We start from the raw sequence: 16,147 nt of genomic DNA, 5'->3' as shown, positions 1-16,147 counted from the left end.
GAACGTTACTTCTCACGGTTTCCTCCGACTACCTGTCTGCGGGCATGGAGGGAACACGGCGTCACCGCCGCTGTCGTCACGCGAAGCGAGCCCCCGCCCGATCCCCCCAAGTGGGCAGAGAGTAACAGCGCGTCCACGCACTGTGTAACTCCTTTAGAGGAGGCCGTAGAGGGGCGGGCGTTCACGCGGTCGTACGGGAGAAACCCGCCTACGGTCCGATCCGAAAGGCACGCCCTAGGGTGTCCTGATGGTCTCCCCCCTCTCCCCGGCACGGACCGGCACCCCGGCGTCCGGCCCCGCTCCCACCAGTACCGGCGCCGGTGCCGGGGAGCGGGATCCGTTCTTCGACAACGCGAAGTACCTGGCCATCGTCCTGGTCGCCGTCGGGCACTCGTGGGAGCCGCTGCCGGACAGTGGGCGGGTGGTCGAGGCCCTCTACACCTTCGTGTACGCGTTCCACATGCCCGTCTTCATCGTGATCGCGGGCTACTTCTCGCGCGGCTTCGACCTGACCCCGAAGCGGGTGTGGCGGCTGGTCACCGGGGTCCTCGTGCCGTACGCCGTCTTCGAGGTGGCGTACACGCTTTTCCACCGCGCCGTGGAGGACCCCGGCTTCCCGCTGACGCCGGCGGACCCGTACTGGATCCTGTGGTTCCTGCCCGCCCTGTTCCTGTGGCGGATCACGACACCGTTCTGGCAGTTGGTGCGCTGGCCGGTGCCGCTGGCCCTGGCCGTCGCCGCGCTCGCGTCGATGTCGACCGGGATCGGGGACGACCTCCAGCTCATGCGCGTCCTTCAGTTCCTGCCGTTCTTCGTCCTGGGGCTGCGGCTGCGCCCCGAACACTTCGCGTATCTGCGCCGCGCCCGGGTGCGGATCGCGGCGCTGCCCGTCGCTCTGGTCGCCCTGCTGGTGGCGTACTGGTCGGTCCCGCGCGTGACCACCTCGTGGCTGTTCAGGAGCTACAGCGCCCGCGAGCTCGACGAGCCGGTCTGGACGGGCGCGGCGATGACCCTGCTCCTGTTCGCCGCGGCGCTCGTGCTGGGCGCCTGCTTCCTGGCGTGGGTGCCGCGCCGCCGCCTGTGGATGACCGCACTGGGCGCCGGGACGCTCTACGGCTATCTGCTGCACGGCTTCTTCATCCGGGGCGCGCGCTATCTCGGCGGCTACGAGGACCCCTTCCTGGAGACCTGGCCGGGCCGGATCGCGGTCACCCTGGCTGCGGCGCTGCTCGTGACGGCGCTGTGCACACCGCCGGTACGACGGGTGTTCCGGTATGTCGTGGAGCCCAGGATGCGATGGGCGCTGCGCCAGGAGGAGGCCGGGAAACGGGCATAGCCGGGCGCGGAACCCGACGTATGCTCAACCGTCGGAAACTTACTCGGAAATCCGGAAGGCGACAGCGTGAACTACAGGGTCCAGCCAACCGCCCAGGTCGACGAGACCGCGGTGGTCGGTGACGGGAGCAGCGTCTGGGAGCTCGCGCAGATCCGGGAGAACGCGCGCCTGGGCGAGAACTGCGTCGTCGGGCGTGGTGCCTACGTCGGGACCGGGGTGCGGATCGGTGACAACGTCAAGATCCAGAATTACGCGCTGGTGTACGAGCCCGCCGAGCTGGCCGACGGTGTCTTCATCGGGCCCGCCGTCGTCCTCACCAACGATCTGAACCCGCGCTCCGTGGACCCCGACGGCAAGTTGAAGCGCGGCTCCGACTGGGAGGCGGTCGGGGTGAAGATCGCGGAGGGTGCCTCGCTGGGCGCCCGGTCGGTCTGCGTCGCGCCCGTGCGGATCGGCCGCTGGGCGATGATCGCCGCCGGTGCCGTCGTCACGCAGGACGTTCCTGACTTCGGGCTGGTCGTGGGGGTTCCGGCCCGCCGGATCGGCTGGGTCGGGCGGGCCGGTGTGAAGCTCGTGGCGCGGGACGGGGAGCCGGGCGTGTGGGAGTGCCCGCGGACCGGCGCGCTGCACGACGAGCGGGACGGTGTCCTGACCGAGCGGGGCGCGCCCGCCCGCTGAACCGCACACGTTACGAAGAAGCCGTCACACACCAGACCGCCACCGCCACCGCCACCGCCCGTGGCCTTGCAGAAGAGTGTTCGATGAAAGTCATCAGCATCGTCGGTGCCCGCCCCCAGTTGGTCAAACTCGCGCCCGTCGCCGCGGCGTTCGCGCGGACCGAGCACCAGCACGTCATCGTCCACACCGGACAGCACTACGACGCGGACCTGTCGGACGTCTTCTTCTCCGGCCTCGGGATACCCGACCCCGATGTCCATCTGGGCGTCGGGTCCGGCAGCCACGGCGTCCAGACCGGAGCCGTACTCTCCGCGCTCGACCCGGTCCTCGAAGCCGAACAGCCCGACTGGGTGCTGGTCTACGGGGACACCAACTCCACCATCGCCGGCGCGCTCTCCGCGGTGAAGCAGCATCTGCCGGTCGCCCATCTGGAGGCGGGCCTGCGGTCGTTCAACCGCCGGATGCCCGAGGAGCACAACCGCGTCCTCACCGACCACTGCGCCGATCTGCTGCTGGCCCCCACCGCCGAGGCCATGCGTCACCTCGCGAACGAAGGTCTCGCCGAGCGCGCGGAGCTGGCCGGCGACGTGATGGTCGACATCTGCCTGCGGATCCGCGACGCGGTGCTCGCCGGTGAGTTCGCGGCCCCGGCGCTGCCGGAGGGGATCGATCCCGGCGCGCCGTTCCTGCTCGCCACCCTGCACCGCCCGGACAACACCGACGACCCCGTCAGGCTGGCGGCGATCATCAAGTCGCTGGCCGAACTGCCGCTGCCGGTCGCGCTGTTGGCGCACCCGCGCCTGGTGGCCAAGGCGCGGCTGCACGGCATCGAGCTGAACCAGGGCTCCGTACGCGTGGGCCGCCCCCTCCCGTACGCGGGTCTCGTCGCCGGCGTCCTGGCGTCGGCCGGTGTGGTGACCGACTCGGGCGGCCTCCAGAAGGAGGCGTACCTCCTGGACCGTGTCTGCACCACGATCCGGCCCGAGACGGAGTGGGTCGAGACCCTTGAGGACGGCTGGAACCATCTGGTCCCCGACCCGCACGAGCTGTCCCCGGAGAAGTGGGCGGCGCTGGCCGTACGGTCGGCCCCGACGGCCCCGCACGGCGCCCCGTACGGCGACGGAACGGCCGCGCGACGCGTCGTCGAGCTGATGGAGCGGGCCAGCGACCGGGCGGCGATTCCCGCGCAGGCGACCCGGGCCGTCCACGCCTGACCAGAAGGTGTACGAGTGAGGGCCACCCGCAGGCGGGTGGCCCTCACTTCGATACCGCGAATCTCAGCCGAGATGCTTCAACAGCCTCTCGTACAGCGTCACATACTTCTCCGCCTGCGCTTCCCAGCTCCACTCGTCCAGCATGCCCGGCCGGTCGTACGGCGCCGTGTACCGCTCCCGGTCACTCAGCACGGCCCCCACCGCCCGCGCCAGGTCCTTGCCGTCCTCGGACCGGAAGACCTCGCCGTTGCCGACCCGGTTGACCTCGTCCGACATGGCCTTCACATCGCTGACCACGACGGGCAGCCGAGCCTGCATGAACTCGAAGAACTTGGTGCTGAGGGCGACTTCGTGGTTCACCGGCCCCTTGCGCAGCGGGTGGATGCCGACGGACGCCGTCGACAGGAACCGCACCAGCACGTCGTACGGCACGTACGGCATGAAGTGCACGCGGTCCGCGGCGCCGATGCTCTCGGCGAGCGCCCCCAGCGAGCGCACGTACTCGCTCTCCAGGTTGTTGATCATGAAAGCGGCGTGCAGGTCGTCCGAGAACGCCAGCGACTCCACGATCGTGTGCAGACAGCGCTGCGGCGCCGCCCCGCCGCAGTACACGGCCAGCGGGGTGTCCGGCCCGAGCCCGCACGCCTCGCGTACGTCCCTGGCGCCGCCCTCCGTGGTCCAGTCCGAGGACTCGCCCTCGCCGGGCACCAGCTTCGGGGGCGCGTTGAGGGTGACGACCGGCAGTTCGTTCAGACCGTGCGACGTCTGAAGCATCTCCGCCAGCGCCGGCGACACCGTGACGACGGCGTCGACGTAGGGTATGTGCTCACGCTCGTAGGCGACCTGCGAGGCGAGCCACTTCTTCGAGGGGCTGGCCTGCGCGAGTCCCGGCACATACTCGTGCGCGTCGTAGACCACCCGTACGTCACGGCCCGCCGCGCGGGCGCGCACACCGGCGCGCGCCGCGACACCGATCATGCGGTAGTCGTGCGCGTGGATCAGATCGGGCTGAAGCTCCTCGATCTTGTCGCGGTAGCTCAGCTCGTAACGCAGCGGCAGCGGATCCAGCCGCCGCCACGCCCTGTCGCCCATCGTGGCACCCCAGAAGGCCGTCTCCAGACCCTCCAGCGCACCGTTCTTGTCGCCCCAGGCAGCGGCGGCGGCCTTCGTCTGGCGGCTCCTGGCCTGGATCGTGCTGCGCCGGACCTTGCCCGCCAACCGCGCCGCGATGAGCGGCAGTTGCTTGGTGGTGGGCGCCTTCGCGATACCGGTACGGGCGGCGGCGCCCGCGGCGCGCACCTCCAGCTCGGCCCAGTCGACCTTGATACGGCGGGTCTTGAGCACCGCCTTGTCCTGGTTCTCGTACGCCAGCGGATAGCGGATGCCCGTCACCCGGCGGCGCAGCGACTTGCGCGGGGGCAGCCGGCGCAGCGGCAGCCGGTGGATCCGCGCCTCGCCGAGCCGGTAGCTGTCCGGGCCGGTCGACGGCGCGCGGCCGATGAGGTGGACCTCCCACCCCGCGTCCGCCATCGACCGCGCGTGCTTCTGGACCCGTGAGTCACCGTCGATGGTGTTGTCGACAAGCATCACGACTCGTCCGGGGCGACGCTCTGGCATGTCTCTCGTTCCTTCGCTCACCGCTCAGCCGCCGATGACGACGCGGCGTACACCGCGCCAGGCGTCCGGGTCGGTGGTACGCCGGCCGTCGACCAGCACCGTGACGTCCGGCAGGTCGGCCGGCTTCAGATCGCGGTACTCGGCGTGGTCCGCCTGGAGCACCGCCGCCGTCACCTTCTCGCCCTCGTGCGGGGGCAGACCGTGCGCGGTCAGCTCCTCGGAGGTGTACATCGGGTCGGAGACGTACGGTACGGCGCCGCGCGCCCGCAGCGCGTCGACGGTCGGGAAGACACCGGAGAACGCGGTCTCCTTGACGCCGCCCCGGTAGGCCGCGCCCAGCACGAGCACGCCCACGCCGGTCAGATCGCCGTACGCGGCGGCCAGCAGGTCCACGGCGTACTCGGGCATCGCCGCGTTCGCCTCGCGCGCCGAGCGCACGACGGTCGCCGCCGGGTCGTTCCACAGATACATCCGCGGGTAGATCGGGATGCAGTGGCCGCCGACGGCGATGCCGGGCTGGTGGATATGGCTGTACGGCTGGCTGTTGCAGGCTTCGATGACCTTCTTGACGTCGATGCCGTTCTGGTCCGCGAAGCGGGCGAACTGGTTGGCCAGACCGATGTTGACGTCGCGGTACGTGGTCTCGGCGAGCTTCGCCAGCTCGGACGCCTCGGCAGTGCCGAGGTCCCACACGCCGTTGGCGCGCGGCAGGTCCTCACGTACGTCGAAGTCGAGCACGGCCTCGTAGAAGTCGACGCCGTGCCTGGCCGACGCCTCGTCGATGCCGCCGACGAGCTTGGGGTAGCGGCGCAGATCCGCGAACACCCGCCCGGTCAGGACGCGTTCGGGCGAGAAGACGAGGTGGAAGTCCTCGCCGGGGGTGAGCCCCGAGCCCTCCTGAAGCATCGGCGCCCAGCGGGTGCGGGTGGTGCCGACGGGCAGGGTGGTCTCGTACGACACGAGGGTGCCGGGCTTGAGGCCCTTGGCGATCGCCTTCGTCGCGGAGTCCATCCAGCCGAAGTCGGGCACGCCCTCGGCGTCCACGAACAGCGGGACGACGACCACGACGGCGTCGGACTGCGCGACGGCGGCGGCGGTGTCGGTGGTGGCCGTCAGCAGCCCGGCGTCGACGGTCTCCTTGAGCTTGACGTCGAGGTCGTGCTCGCCGGGGAAGGGCTCCGTACCGGCGTTGACCAGCGCGACGGTCTTCTCGTTGACGTCGGCGCCGAAGACGCGGTGGCCCTTGGCGGCGAACTGCACGGCGAGCGGCAGTCCGATCTTACCGAGCGCGACTACACAGATTTTCATCGGATTACTTTCCTCTTGAACCGTGGCAGCAGGCTTCGTACCCGCGCGCGGAAGGATGGTGTCGGCTCCCACAGCGGAGCCGTGGTGATCACCAGTCGCCCCTTGGCATTCACATTGGCCGATGCCCGGTACGGAACGGCGTCGCCCCACCGGCGGGCCAGCGGCATGGGCAGGCCCCGGGTCCGGATCGGGATCTCGTACGTCGATCCGGCGACGTCCACATAGACGCGGGCGCCCGCCTTGACCCGGGCCGCGGCGAGCGGGATCCGGGCGGTCAGTATCGTGCCGCCACCGCCGTCGGGCTCCGGTTCGCGGGTGAACTGCCCCACCGGGTCCGGGAGTTGGTGGGAGGCCGGCAGCCGGCGGGCCGCCGCCTTGTCCGCGGTCTTGGGCATCGCGGTCCGGGCCAGCCGGATCACGGCGGAGTCGGTCTGTCCGCCGACGCCGATCCGTACGACGAACACCGCGAACAGCGTGTCGCCGGTCCGCTCCCATCCGGCGGAGATCAGCCGGGTGCCGTTGGCGAGCCGGCCGGGGACCGACTCCCCCACCAACTCGTAACCACGGTCGGGCAGTTGGACAAGCGGGTCGCGCAGGCCGGGATAAGCGGCGAACGCCCGCCCGTCCTCGAGGAGGAACGGCGGCGCGCCGTGCTCGGCCTCGTCGGTGACGGCCTTGGTGAGTTCGGCCACGGCGCCGCGCTGGGCCAGCAGAATCCGCACCCGCCGTTTGACGTCGAGCGAGTCGCGCAGCTCGTCCGTCAGATAGTCGTCGGCGAGTTCGGCGATCCCCGCACACAGTTCGAGCCGTGTCCCGGGGTCGAGCGGCGGGAAGTCGCCCTGGACGAGTTTGGCCAGCTCCCAGGTGAAGTGCCGTTTGAGGACGGCGTCGCGCCGCGGGCCGGCCTCGATCAGAGCGGCCGTGTGCCGCATGATGCGGGTGGTGCAGTGCAGCCTGGTCAGGTGGTCGGCCCGGTAGGTGATGTTGCTCGCGTCGCCGCGCTTCACCGCGTAGTAGTACGTGTAGTCGCCGAGGACGGAGATCCGGCCGGCCCGGACGCACGCCTCGATCGTGAACGGCTGGTCGCTGCCGACCGGCAGGTCCTCGGGGAAGCGGAGCTTGTGCTTCTCCACCAGCTCACGCCGGAACAGCTTGGTGTTGGCGAGGGTGAACGGCAGATCGGAACCGTACAGACTGACGTCCGGATCGTTCTTCTTGTACATCGCCTGCCGTACGTAACGGCCGTTGGTGCCGACCATCTTGCCGATCACCACGTCCGACCCGTGCTCGTCGGCGCAGGCGACCATGCGCTCCAGCGCCTGCGCGCCGAGGTAGTCGTCGGAGCCGACGAAGTAGACGAAGCGGCCGGTGGCGATCTCCAGGGCGCGGTTGCTCGGTGCCGCGGGGCCGCCGCTGTTCTCCTGGTGGATCACCTTGACGGTGTCCGGGTACTCCTTGGCGAACCGGTCGAGTTCGGCGCCGCTGTCGTCGGTGGAGCCGTCGTCGACGGCGATGACCTGAAGCCGCTCCAGGCCGATGGACTGGCCGACGAGCGAGTTCAGGCACTCGGTCAGGTAGGGCATCGTGTTGTACACGGCCACCACGACCGTGACATCGGGAGTGATCGTCGTCATGGCCTGGGCTCCGACTTCTTCCGGTCCGTGACCAGCGTCGAGTACAGCTCGTCAAGCACTTCGGCCTGCGCTTCCCAGGTCCAGGCGTCGAGCAGGCCGGGCTTGTCGTACACGGCCCGGTACGGCTCCGGATCGGCGAGGACCTGCTTGATCGCGCGGGCCAGACCGTCGATGTCCTGGGCGGTGAAGACCTCGCCCTGCCCGGTGGACCGGGTGACCTCGGACATCGTCTTCACGTCGCTGACGACCAGCGGCAGCCGCGCGTGCGAGTACTCGAAGAACTTCGTGATCAGCGCGATCTCGTGGTTGGGCCAGTGGTGGATCGGGATGCAGCCCGCGTCGGCGGCCGACAGGAAGCGCACGACCTGCCAGTGCGGCACGTAGGGCACGGCGTGCAGCCGGTCGCCGGCTCCCAGCTCCTCGGCTCGGGCCAGCAGGCTCTGTATGTACGCGGCGGACGGGTTGGGCACGACGAACGCGATATGGACGCCGTCGAGCCGGGGCAGCGTCTCGACAAGATCTCCGAGACCGCGCTGCGGGCCGGGCGAGCCGCTGTAGACGATCAGCGGTACGTCGGGGCCCACACCGCACAACTCGCGCAGGTCCGGCACGGGCTCGGGTTCACCGTCGGCGTCCCCGGCGTCCCCGGCGCCCCCGCCCCCCTCCCCCGGCCGGTCCGGCGCGTTCAGGACCACCGTCGGGCGCTGGGTCAGCCCGTGCCGCTCCATCAGCAGATCGGCCAGGCCCTCCGAGACCGTGACCACCGCGTCCGCGTACGGCGCGTACTCGCTCTCGTGTGCCGTGTTGCCCGGGATCCAGTGGGCGTTGTCCTCCCACGGGCGTACGCCGGGCAGGAACTCGTGCGCGTCCCAGACCAGCTTCACCGACCGGCCGGCCGCCCTGGCGCGGACCGTCGCCCGTGCGCCGACGCCCAGCATGCGGAAGTCGTTGGCATGGATGACGTCGGGCCTGAGCGCGTCGATCTCCGGGCCGTACGTCAACTCGTAGTCCCACAGGGCGGGTTCGAGTCTGCGCCAGGCGCGTCTGCCCTTGACCGCCGTCCAGGACGCGGTGAACAGCCGGTCCAGCGGACCGCGCAGCCGGCGGCCCGCCTGCTGGGCCGCCGTGCTGTGCCGTGAGCGCAGGCCGACCCAGCGCTGGACGATGTTGGAGACCGGGCCGGCCACCTTGAGGCGGACGCCTTCGACCCGGCGGAACAGCGGTGTGCCCACCGCGGCCGGTGCCACCTTGAGCGCGGCCCGGCGCGTCGCGACGTCCGCGCGCCATGCCTTGGCCCACTGCCGCCGGTACGCGGCGATCGGGCCGGGCGGGTAGGCGAGCGGGCGGCGCAGCAGGGAGCGGTGGCGTTCGGCGTGGCGCTTGGCGAGCGGCGCCTTCAGCGGCAGGAGCCGTACCTCCGCGTCGCCGAGCCGCCATTCGCGGCCCTTGCCGGTGCGGACCAGCCCGAGCAGGGTGACGTCCCAGCCGGCCGCCGCCGCGGACTCGGCGGCCTTCTGCACCCGCGAGTCGCCGTCGACCTTGTTGTCGACGAGCATGACCACGCGTCCCTTGCCGGTCATGTCACCACCGGCACTCTGCGTATCCATCAACTGCCTTTCTGAACCGGTCACTTGAGGAAACTGGTACGGACCTGCGCCGTGCGTGTCGGGAGAAGCGGCGGGGACCCGTAAGAGGGAAAGGACGGCGCCGAGGTTTCAGCCGGGGCTGTTTTCCGGGTCGAGCCGCACGGTCGTGCCGTTCGCGGCCGACTCCAGGAGGGACGCGGCCACCTCCACCGTGCGCAGCCCCTGCCGCAGCGTGCAGATGTCGTACGACTCACCGAGTACGGCGTCGCGGAACAGCTCGTGCTCCACCAGCAGCGGCTCGCGCTTGGGGATGGCGTAGCGGATCATGTCGCCCTCGGCCACACCGCGGAACGCGCGCAGCGCCTCCCACTCGGTGGTCACCGCCGCGTTGGAGTAGAAGGTCAGGTCGGCGGTCAGGGTGTCGGCGATGAAGCAGCCGCGCTCGCCGGTGACCGAGGTGAAGCGCTCCTTGAGCGGGCTCAGCCAGTTCACCAGGTGGTTGACCATCGTGCCGTCGGAGAGCCGGCCCACGGCGGACACCATGTCCTCGTGCGGACGGCCGCTCTTGGACACCGTGTGCGCGGAGATCGAGGTGTACGTCTGGCCGGTCACCCAGCCGGTCAGGTCGATGTCATGGGTGGCGAGGTCCTTGACCACGCCGACATCGGCGATCCGGTGCGGGAACGGCCCCTGACGGCGCGTCACCACCTGGTACACGTCGCCGAGTTCACCTGCCTCCAGGCGGGCGCGCAGGCTGCGCAGCGCCGGGTTGCAGCGCTCGATGTGGCCGACCCCGGCGACGAGGTCGCGCGACTCGAACGCCTCGACCAGCCGCCGCGCGCCGTCGACCGTGTCGGCCAGCGGCTTCTCGATGAGCGCGCCGACCCCGGCCTCCGCGAGCTGGAGGCCGACCTCCTCGTGCAGGGCGGTCGGGCAGGCGATGACGGCGTAGTCGACGCCGATCGCGAGCAGTTCCTCGACGGTGGCGAGGACGGGCGCGCCCTGCGCCAGCCCGTTCTTGTCGCCGAGGGGGTCGACGACCCCGACGAGCGTGACGCCGTCGAGACCGGCCAGTACGCGTGCGTGGTGGCGCCCCATCGAGCCCAGGCCGATCAGGCCGGCGCGCAGTCCCGCGGTGGTCACAGGTTCTCTCCCAGCTCGTTCACGGCGGTCACGATCCGCTCCAGGTCCGACTGCGACAGCGAGGGGTGCACCGGAAGCGAGACGACCTCGGCCGCCGCCCGCTCGGTCTGCGGCAGGTCCCAGTTCCGTCCGGCCTTCTGGTCCGGCTCCCAGAACGGCCGCAGCCGGTGGATGGGGGTCGGGTAGTACACGGCGTTGCCGACGCCCGCCTCGGTGAGCTTCGCCATCGCGGCGTCGCGGTCACCGGTGATCCGGACGGTGTACTGGTGGTAGACGTGGTACGCGCCTTCGGCGACCGGCGGGGTCACCACACCGGGCGCGGTGATGTGCTCGTTCAGGTACGCGGCGTTGGCGCGGCGCCGCTCGGTCCAGCCGGCGAGCTTGGTGAGCTGCACCCGGCCGACGGCGGCGGCCACGTCGGTGAGGCGCATGTTGGCGCCGACGATCTCGTTCGCGTACCGCTGCTCCATGCCCTGGTTGCGCAGCAGCCGCAGGGTGCGGGCGACCTCGGCGTCGCCGGTGGAGATCATGCCGCCTTCGAGGGAGTGCATGTTCTTCGTCGGGTAGAAGCTGAAGGTGCCGCCGGAGCCGAAGGCGCCGACCGGCGTGCCGTGCAGCGACGCGGCGTGCGCCTGGCAGGCGTCCTCCACGACGGCGAGCTTGTGCTTGTCGGCGATCGGCATCAGCTTGTCCATCGACGCCGGGTTGCCGTACAGGTGCACCGGCATGATCGCAGCGGTACGCGGGGTGATCGCGGCCTCGACGGCCGCCGGGTCGAGACCGAAGGTGCCGGGCTCGATGTCGGCGAAGACGACGTCGGCGCCGACGAGCCGGACGGCGTTGGCGGACGCGGCGAACGAGAAGGACGGCACGATCACCTCGTCACCCGGGCCGATACCGAGGGCGAGCAGCAGGAGGTGGAGTGCCGAGGTGCCGGAGTTCACGGCCACGCAGTGGCGGCCGGCGACGAGTTCGGCGAAGCCTTCTTCGAACGCGGCCACCTCGGGGCCCTGCACGACCCGGCCGGTGCGCAGCACACGTACCGCGGCCTCGATCTCTTCTTCCCCGATGACCGGGCGGGCAGCGGGGATGGGTGGCACTTCACTGCTCGACATGGACGTCGTCCTCCTTGAACACCGCGAAAGCTCTCTGGGGCAGAGACCAGGGGTGCAGCGGACGTCTCACGAGGCCGCGTGTACCCCCACGGCACGATTGGCCGACGCCCTGCCGAGGAATGTGGGACCGCTGTCCCTGTACGGGCCGGTCCACGACCGCAGGTTCCGGGCGGGGACTGTCAACGGCGGGGACCGCCAGTCACATTATCAGGAATTTCTCACGGAATTTCAGGCTTGTTAACTGCCAATCACATCAATTCCGAAACAAAAGGGCCCGTATCCTGCCCTGGATTCCCAGGGCAGGACACGGGCCGTTCAACCGGCTGTTACCAAACGTTCAGATCAGCGGCTCAGCCATCCGTGGGCACGGACACCGTGGGGGCCGTCTGCTGCTCGGCCGCCGATGCCTTCTTGGCCGCGGACTTGGTGGCCGCCTTCTTGGTGGTGGTCTTCTTCGCCGCGGTCTTCTTGGCGGCCGTCTTCTTCGTGGCCGCCTTCTTGGCCGTGGCCTTCTTGGCGGTCTTTCGAGCCGCCTTCTTGGCCGGAGCAGAAGATTCCGCACTGTCGTCGCCGGACCGGTCGGCGTGTCCTTCGGATTCGGCCGATTCGGCGGACTCGGCCGCCGAATCCACCACCAGGACCGCCGCTTCCTCGGCACCCGCCGGCGAACCGGCCGGAGCCGACGCCTTACGCGTCGCCCTGCGGCGCGCCCTCGGCGGTGCGGCCTCGGGCGTGTCGCCGGCCGTCGTGTCGCCGGCCTGCTCGGCCTGTACGGCCTCCGGCTCCGCCGCGACAGGCGCCGCGACGGGCGCCGCCGACTGCTCGACCACGACCTCGGCCGCCTGCCCGGCAGCCTCGTCGGACCCGGCCGTCTTCGGCGAACCGGCCGGAGCCGACGCCTTCCGGGTGGCCCTGCGGCGGGTACGACCCTGCGGAGCCGCCTCCTCCACGGCTTCCTGCACGACCGTCTCGGGCTCGGACTCCGGCACGGACGACTCGACCGGGACGGGCACCCGCGCGGGCTCCGGCTCCGCCGAGCGCGGCGAACCGGCCGGAGCCGACGCCTTGCGCGAGGCCCGGCGGCGCGAACGCCCGCCACGGGCGGCCGTCTCGGCCTCCGCGACGCTGCTGTACAGCTCCTCGTCGGGCACGAACTCCGGCGCGGACAGCGCGACCGGCGCGGCGACCTCCGCCGCCACCTCGGCCTCCGACTCGCTCTCGGTCTCCGAGTCCGTCAGACCCTCGGCCGTCTCGTGCTCGTGCTCGTGGTCGTGGTCGTGGCCGGACCCGCCGCGCCGCTTCTTCGCACGCTTGCCGGTACCGCCACCGCCCGCGTTGCCACCGCCGCCGCCGGAGCTGGTCGGCTGCTCCATGTGGACGATCACACCGCGCCCGTTGCAGTGGACACAGGTCTCGGAGAACGACTCCAGCAGCCCCTGGCCCACCCGCTTACGGGTCATCTGGACCAGGCCCAGCGATGTCACTTCGGCGACCTGATGCTTCGTACGGTCCCGGCCCAGGCACTCCAGCAGCCGCCGCAGCACCAGATCCCGGTTCGACTCGAGCACCATGTCGATGAAGTCGATGACGACGATGCCGCCCAGGTCGCGCAGCCGGAGCTGACGCACGATCTCCTCGGCCGCCTCCAGGTTGTTCCTGGTGACGGTCTCCTCGAGATTGCCGCCCTGACCGGTGAACTTCCCGGTGTTGACGTCGACCACGATCATGGCCTCGGTCTTGTCGATCACCAGCGAGCCACCGCTCGGCAGCCAGACCTTGCGGTCCAGCGCCTTCATCAGTTGCTCGTCGATCCGGTACGAGGCGAAGACGTCGACCTCGCTCGTCCAGCGGTTGAGCCGGTCCGACAGGTCGGGCGCGACATGCGCCACGTAACCGTGGATGGTCTGCCACGCCTCGTCACCGCTGACGATGACCTTGGTGAAGTCCTCGTTGAAGATGTCGCGCACGACCCGGACGGTCATGTCCGGCTCACCGTAGAGAAGGGTCGGGGCGTTGCCGCTCTTCGCCTTCTTCTGGATGTCCTCCCACTGCGACTGAAGGCGCTCGACGTCGCGGCGCAGCTCGTCCTCGCTCGCGCCCTCGGCGGCCGTACGGACGATGACGCCCGCGTCCTCGGGGACGATCTTCTTCAGGATGGTCTTCAGCCGCGCCCGCTCGGTGTCCGGGAGCTTGCGGCTGATGCCGGTCATCGAACCCTCGGGGACGTACACGAGGTAACGGCCGGGGAGCGAGACCTGGCTGGTGAGGCGCGCGCCCTTGTGGCCGATCGGGTCCTTCGTCACCTGGACGAGGACCGACTGGCCGGACTTGAGCGCGGTCTCGATACGGCGCGGGCCGCCCGACATGCCAAGCGCCTCGAAGTTGACCTCACCGGCGTACAGGACGGCGTTGCGCCCCTTGCCGATGTCCACGAACGCGGCCTCCATGGACGGCAGTACGTTCTGCACCTTGCCCAGGTAGACGTTGCCGACGTAGCTGGTGGCCTGCTCCTTGTTGACGTAGTGCTCGACCAGGACGTCGTCCTCGAGGACGCCGATCTGGGTGCGCTCGCCGTTCTGCCGGACGACCATCACCCGCTCGACGGCCTCACGGCGCGCCAGGAACTCCGCCTCGGTGATGATCGGCACCCGGCGCCGGCCCTGCTCGCGGCCCTCGCGGCGGCGCTGCTTCTTCGCCTCCAGACGGGTCGAGCCCTTGATGGACTGGACCTCGTCCACTCCGGTGCCGGGCTCGGTGTCCTTCGCCCGGCGTTCACGCGGCTCGCGGACCTTGACGACCGTACGCTCCGGGTCGTCCACGCCGTTGTTGCTCTCGGCGTCGGAGCCACCGTCACCGCTGCGACGGCGCCTGCGACGGCGCCGGCGGCTGCTGCTGCTTCCGCCGCCCGACTGGCCGGCGGACTCGTCGTCGTCCTGCTCGTCGGAGTCGGCCTCGGCGCCGGTGTCGGCACCCTCTTCCTCCTGCGACACCTGCTTCTTGCCGCGCTCGCGGCTCCGCTCCTCGGGCACGTCGTCGGACTGCTCGTCCGACTGCTCGTCGGCCTCGGCGGACTCGCCACGACGACGGCGCCGGCCGCCCCTGCGGCGGCGGCGCGACGGACGGTCGTAGTCGTCGGAGTCGTCCGCGTCGGACTCGTCGCCCTCGGCGGAGTGCTCGGTGTCGGGCTCGTCGTCGGCGTCGCGCTCGGCGGCAGCCGCGGCGGCGGGGGCCGCAGCGGGCGCGGGCTCGGCCGCGTCGGCGGACTCGCCGCGACGACGGCGCCGGCGGCGGCCGGAAGGCTCGGGGGCGGGCGCGGCGACGGGCTCGGCCGTCGTCTCGTCCTCGACGTCGAGATCGTCGTCGTCCTCGACGTCAACGGCGGCGGCCATCGCGGCGGCCGTCTCGGGCGTCTGGAACATCGGCTCGGCGAAGACGGGCGCCTGGAAGACGGCCACGGCGGGCCGGTTGGCGCGCCGGCGCGACCGCTCGGGTACGGCGCTCTCCTCGCGCTGCTCGGCCTTGGGTTCGGCCTTGGGTTCGCCCTTGGGCTCGGCGGTCGGCTCCGGCGAGCCGCCGGCCCTGCGGCGCGTACGGCCACGGGTCGCGGCCTTCTCGGCGGCCTCGACCCGCTCCTCGTCGGCGGTGATCTGTGTGACGGCGGTCGCGGGCAGCGTCTCGCCCTGCGCGGCCCCGTCGTTCTCCTCGTCGGCCGTCTCGGCGGGACGGGGGGTGGTGGCCGGTGCGGTCACCTTCCGGGTCGCCCGGCGCCGGGCGCGGGGCGGCGCGGCCTCCTCGGCCACCGGCTCGGCGACGGCCTCGGGAGCGGTCTCGGGGGCGGTCTCGGCCACCGGCTCCGCCACGCTCTCGGCGGGGGCGGCGACCTTACGGGTCGCACGACGGCGCGCACGCGGCGGCGCGGCCTCCTCGGCGACAGGCTCCGGGGCGGCGACGGCCTCGGTGGCGGCGGGCTCGGCAACAGGCTCGACCACCGGTTCGGCGACCGTCTCGGCGGGGGCGGCGACCTTACGGGTCGCCCGGCGCCGGGCACGCGGCGGCGCGGGCTCCTCGGCGGCCGGCTCGGCAAGCGTCTCGGGTGCGGCGGCCTCGGGAGCGGGCTCGGCCACGATCTCCACGGGCGCGGCGGCCTTACGGGTGGCACGGCGCCGGGCACGCGGCGGCGCGGCCTCGTCGGCGGCGGCGACAGGCTCCGGGGCGGCGACGGCCTCGGCGGCGGGTTCGGTGCTCTCCACGTCCGCCGCGGTCGGCGGCCCCGCCGGACGCGACGCGGCGCGGCGCCTGCGGCGCGGCGGCAGCGTGTCGCTGGGGCTGTTCAGTTCTTCTTCGGTTTCCCGGTTCGTACCGGGTTCGTTCTGGGACATGCGGGCGGTTCTCCCGTCACGCTCCCGGGCGCCACGCCTGGATCCGGTCCGGCCGCGGCCCGCGCCAGTGCGCGAATGCCGCCGTCCGGGGCGCGGGCGCCGCACAGGAGCTGTTATGTCTGGGTCGCCGGTTCCGT

At 71.3% G+C, this 16,147-nt stretch carries 10 protein-coding genes; 3 read left to right on the top strand and 7 right to left on the bottom strand.

Annotated elements, in window-relative coordinates; all coding sequences use genetic code 11:
* Positions 1-247 precede the first annotated feature (247 nt).
* The 3 genes from OG329_RS30130 to wecB all read left to right on the top strand — a co-directional run bounded on the left by OG329_RS30130 (position 248) and on the right by wecB (position 3,228).
* Positions 248-1,336: an acyltransferase family protein gene (locus tag OG329_RS30130; protein WP_405799544.1), complete on the top strand. Its 1,089-nt coding sequence runs from the start codon at positions 248-250 to the stop codon at positions 1,334-1,336.
* Positions 1,337-1,402: 66 nt separating this feature from the next.
* On the top strand, positions 1,403-2,014 hold the full coding sequence (locus OG329_RS30125) for an acyltransferase (RefSeq protein WP_405799543.1): 612 nt from the start codon (positions 1,403-1,405) through the stop codon (positions 2,012-2,014).
* A gap of 83 nt (positions 2,015-2,097) precedes the next feature.
* Positions 2,098-3,228, top strand: a complete 1,131-nt coding sequence (wecB, locus tag OG329_RS30120; RefSeq protein WP_405799542.1) for a non-hydrolyzing UDP-N-acetylglucosamine 2-epimerase — start codon at positions 2,098-2,100, stop codon at positions 3,226-3,228.
* Positions 3,229-3,291: 63 nt separating this feature from the next.
* Here the strand turns inward: wecB and OG329_RS30115 are convergent, their stop codons facing one another.
* The 7 genes from OG329_RS30115 to OG329_RS30085 all read right to left on the bottom strand — a co-directional run bounded on the left by OG329_RS30115 (position 3,292) and on the right by OG329_RS30085 (position 16,010).
* Positions 3,292-4,845, bottom strand: coding sequence for a glycosyltransferase family 4 protein (locus OG329_RS30115; RefSeq protein WP_405799541.1), 1,554 nt, complete (start codon positions 4,843-4,845; stop codon positions 3,292-3,294).
* A gap of 24 nt (positions 4,846-4,869) precedes the next feature.
* On the bottom strand, positions 4,870-6,153 hold the full coding sequence (locus OG329_RS30110; protein WP_405799540.1) for a nucleotide sugar dehydrogenase: 1,284 nt from the start codon (positions 6,151-6,153) through the stop codon (positions 4,870-4,872).
* Positions 6,150-7,787: a glycosyltransferase family 2 protein gene (locus OG329_RS30105; RefSeq protein WP_405799539.1), complete on the bottom strand. Its 1,638-nt coding sequence runs from the start codon at positions 7,785-7,787 to the stop codon at positions 6,150-6,152. Before OG329_RS30105 ends, OG329_RS30110 begins: the two co-directional genes overlap by 4 nt.
* Positions 7,784-9,394 carry a glycosyltransferase family 4 protein gene (locus OG329_RS30100; protein ID WP_405799538.1) on the bottom strand — a complete coding sequence of 537 codons (1,611 nt, stop codon included), beginning with the start codon at positions 9,392-9,394 and terminating at the stop codon, positions 7,784-7,786. Before OG329_RS30100 ends, OG329_RS30105 begins: the two co-directional genes overlap by 4 nt.
* Before the next feature lie 108 nt (positions 9,395-9,502).
* Positions 9,503-10,516 (bottom strand): Gfo/Idh/MocA family protein, encoded by a 1,014-nt coding sequence (locus tag OG329_RS30095; protein ID WP_405799537.1) that lies wholly within the window; start codon positions 10,514-10,516, stop codon positions 9,503-9,505.
* Positions 10,513-11,631 carry a DegT/DnrJ/EryC1/StrS family aminotransferase gene (locus tag OG329_RS30090; RefSeq protein WP_405799536.1) on the bottom strand — a complete coding sequence of 373 codons (1,119 nt, stop codon included), beginning with the start codon at positions 11,629-11,631 and terminating at the stop codon, positions 10,513-10,515. The genes OG329_RS30095 and OG329_RS30090 overlap by 4 nt, the downstream gene beginning before the upstream one ends.
* Before the next feature lie 350 nt (positions 11,632-11,981).
* Positions 11,982-16,010, bottom strand: a complete 4,029-nt coding sequence (locus tag OG329_RS30085) for an Rne/Rng family ribonuclease (RefSeq protein ID WP_405799535.1) — start codon at positions 16,008-16,010, stop codon at positions 11,982-11,984.
* Positions 16,011-16,147: the final 137 nt, after the last annotated feature.

The sequence above is a fragment of the Streptomyces sp. NBC_01506 genome, from assembly GCF_045040295.1.
GTDB lineage: Bacteria > Actinomycetota > Actinomycetes > Streptomycetales > Streptomycetaceae > Streptomyces.
Note: the sequence above shows the minus strand (reverse complement) of the source record. Positions and strands in the feature narration are given on the sequence as shown.

What these genes read in the sequence shown, in the direction of transcription:
- OG329_RS30085 (WP_405799535.1), bottom strand. Translation starts at nt 16,010, where the DNA reads ATGTCCCAGAACGAACCCGGTACGAACCGGGAAACCGAAGAAGAACTG.
- OG329_RS30105 (WP_405799539.1), bottom strand. Translation starts at nt 7,787, where the DNA reads ATGACGACGATCACTCCCGATGTCACGGTCGTGGTGGCCGTGTACAAC.
- OG329_RS30110 (WP_405799540.1), bottom strand. Translation starts at nt 6,153, where the DNA reads ATGAAAATCTGTGTAGTCGCGCTCGGTAAGATCGGACTGCCGCTCGCC.
- OG329_RS30100 (WP_405799538.1), bottom strand. Translation starts at nt 9,394, where the DNA reads ATGGATACGCAGAGTGCCGGTGGTGACATGACCGGCAAGGGACGCGTG.
- wecB (WP_405799542.1), top strand. Translation starts at nt 2,098, where the DNA reads ATGAAAGTCATCAGCATCGTCGGTGCCCGCCCCCAGTTGGTCAAACTC.
- OG329_RS30090 (WP_405799536.1), bottom strand. Translation starts at nt 11,631, where the DNA reads ATGTCGAGCAGTGAAGTGCCACCCATCCCCGCTGCCCGCCCGGTCATC.
- OG329_RS30115 (WP_405799541.1), bottom strand. Translation starts at nt 4,845, where the DNA reads ATGCCAGAGCGTCGCCCCGGACGAGTCGTGATGCTTGTCGACAACACC.
- OG329_RS30130 (WP_405799544.1), top strand. Translation starts at nt 248, where the DNA reads ATGGTCTCCCCCCTCTCCCCGGCACGGACCGGCACCCCGGCGTCCGGC.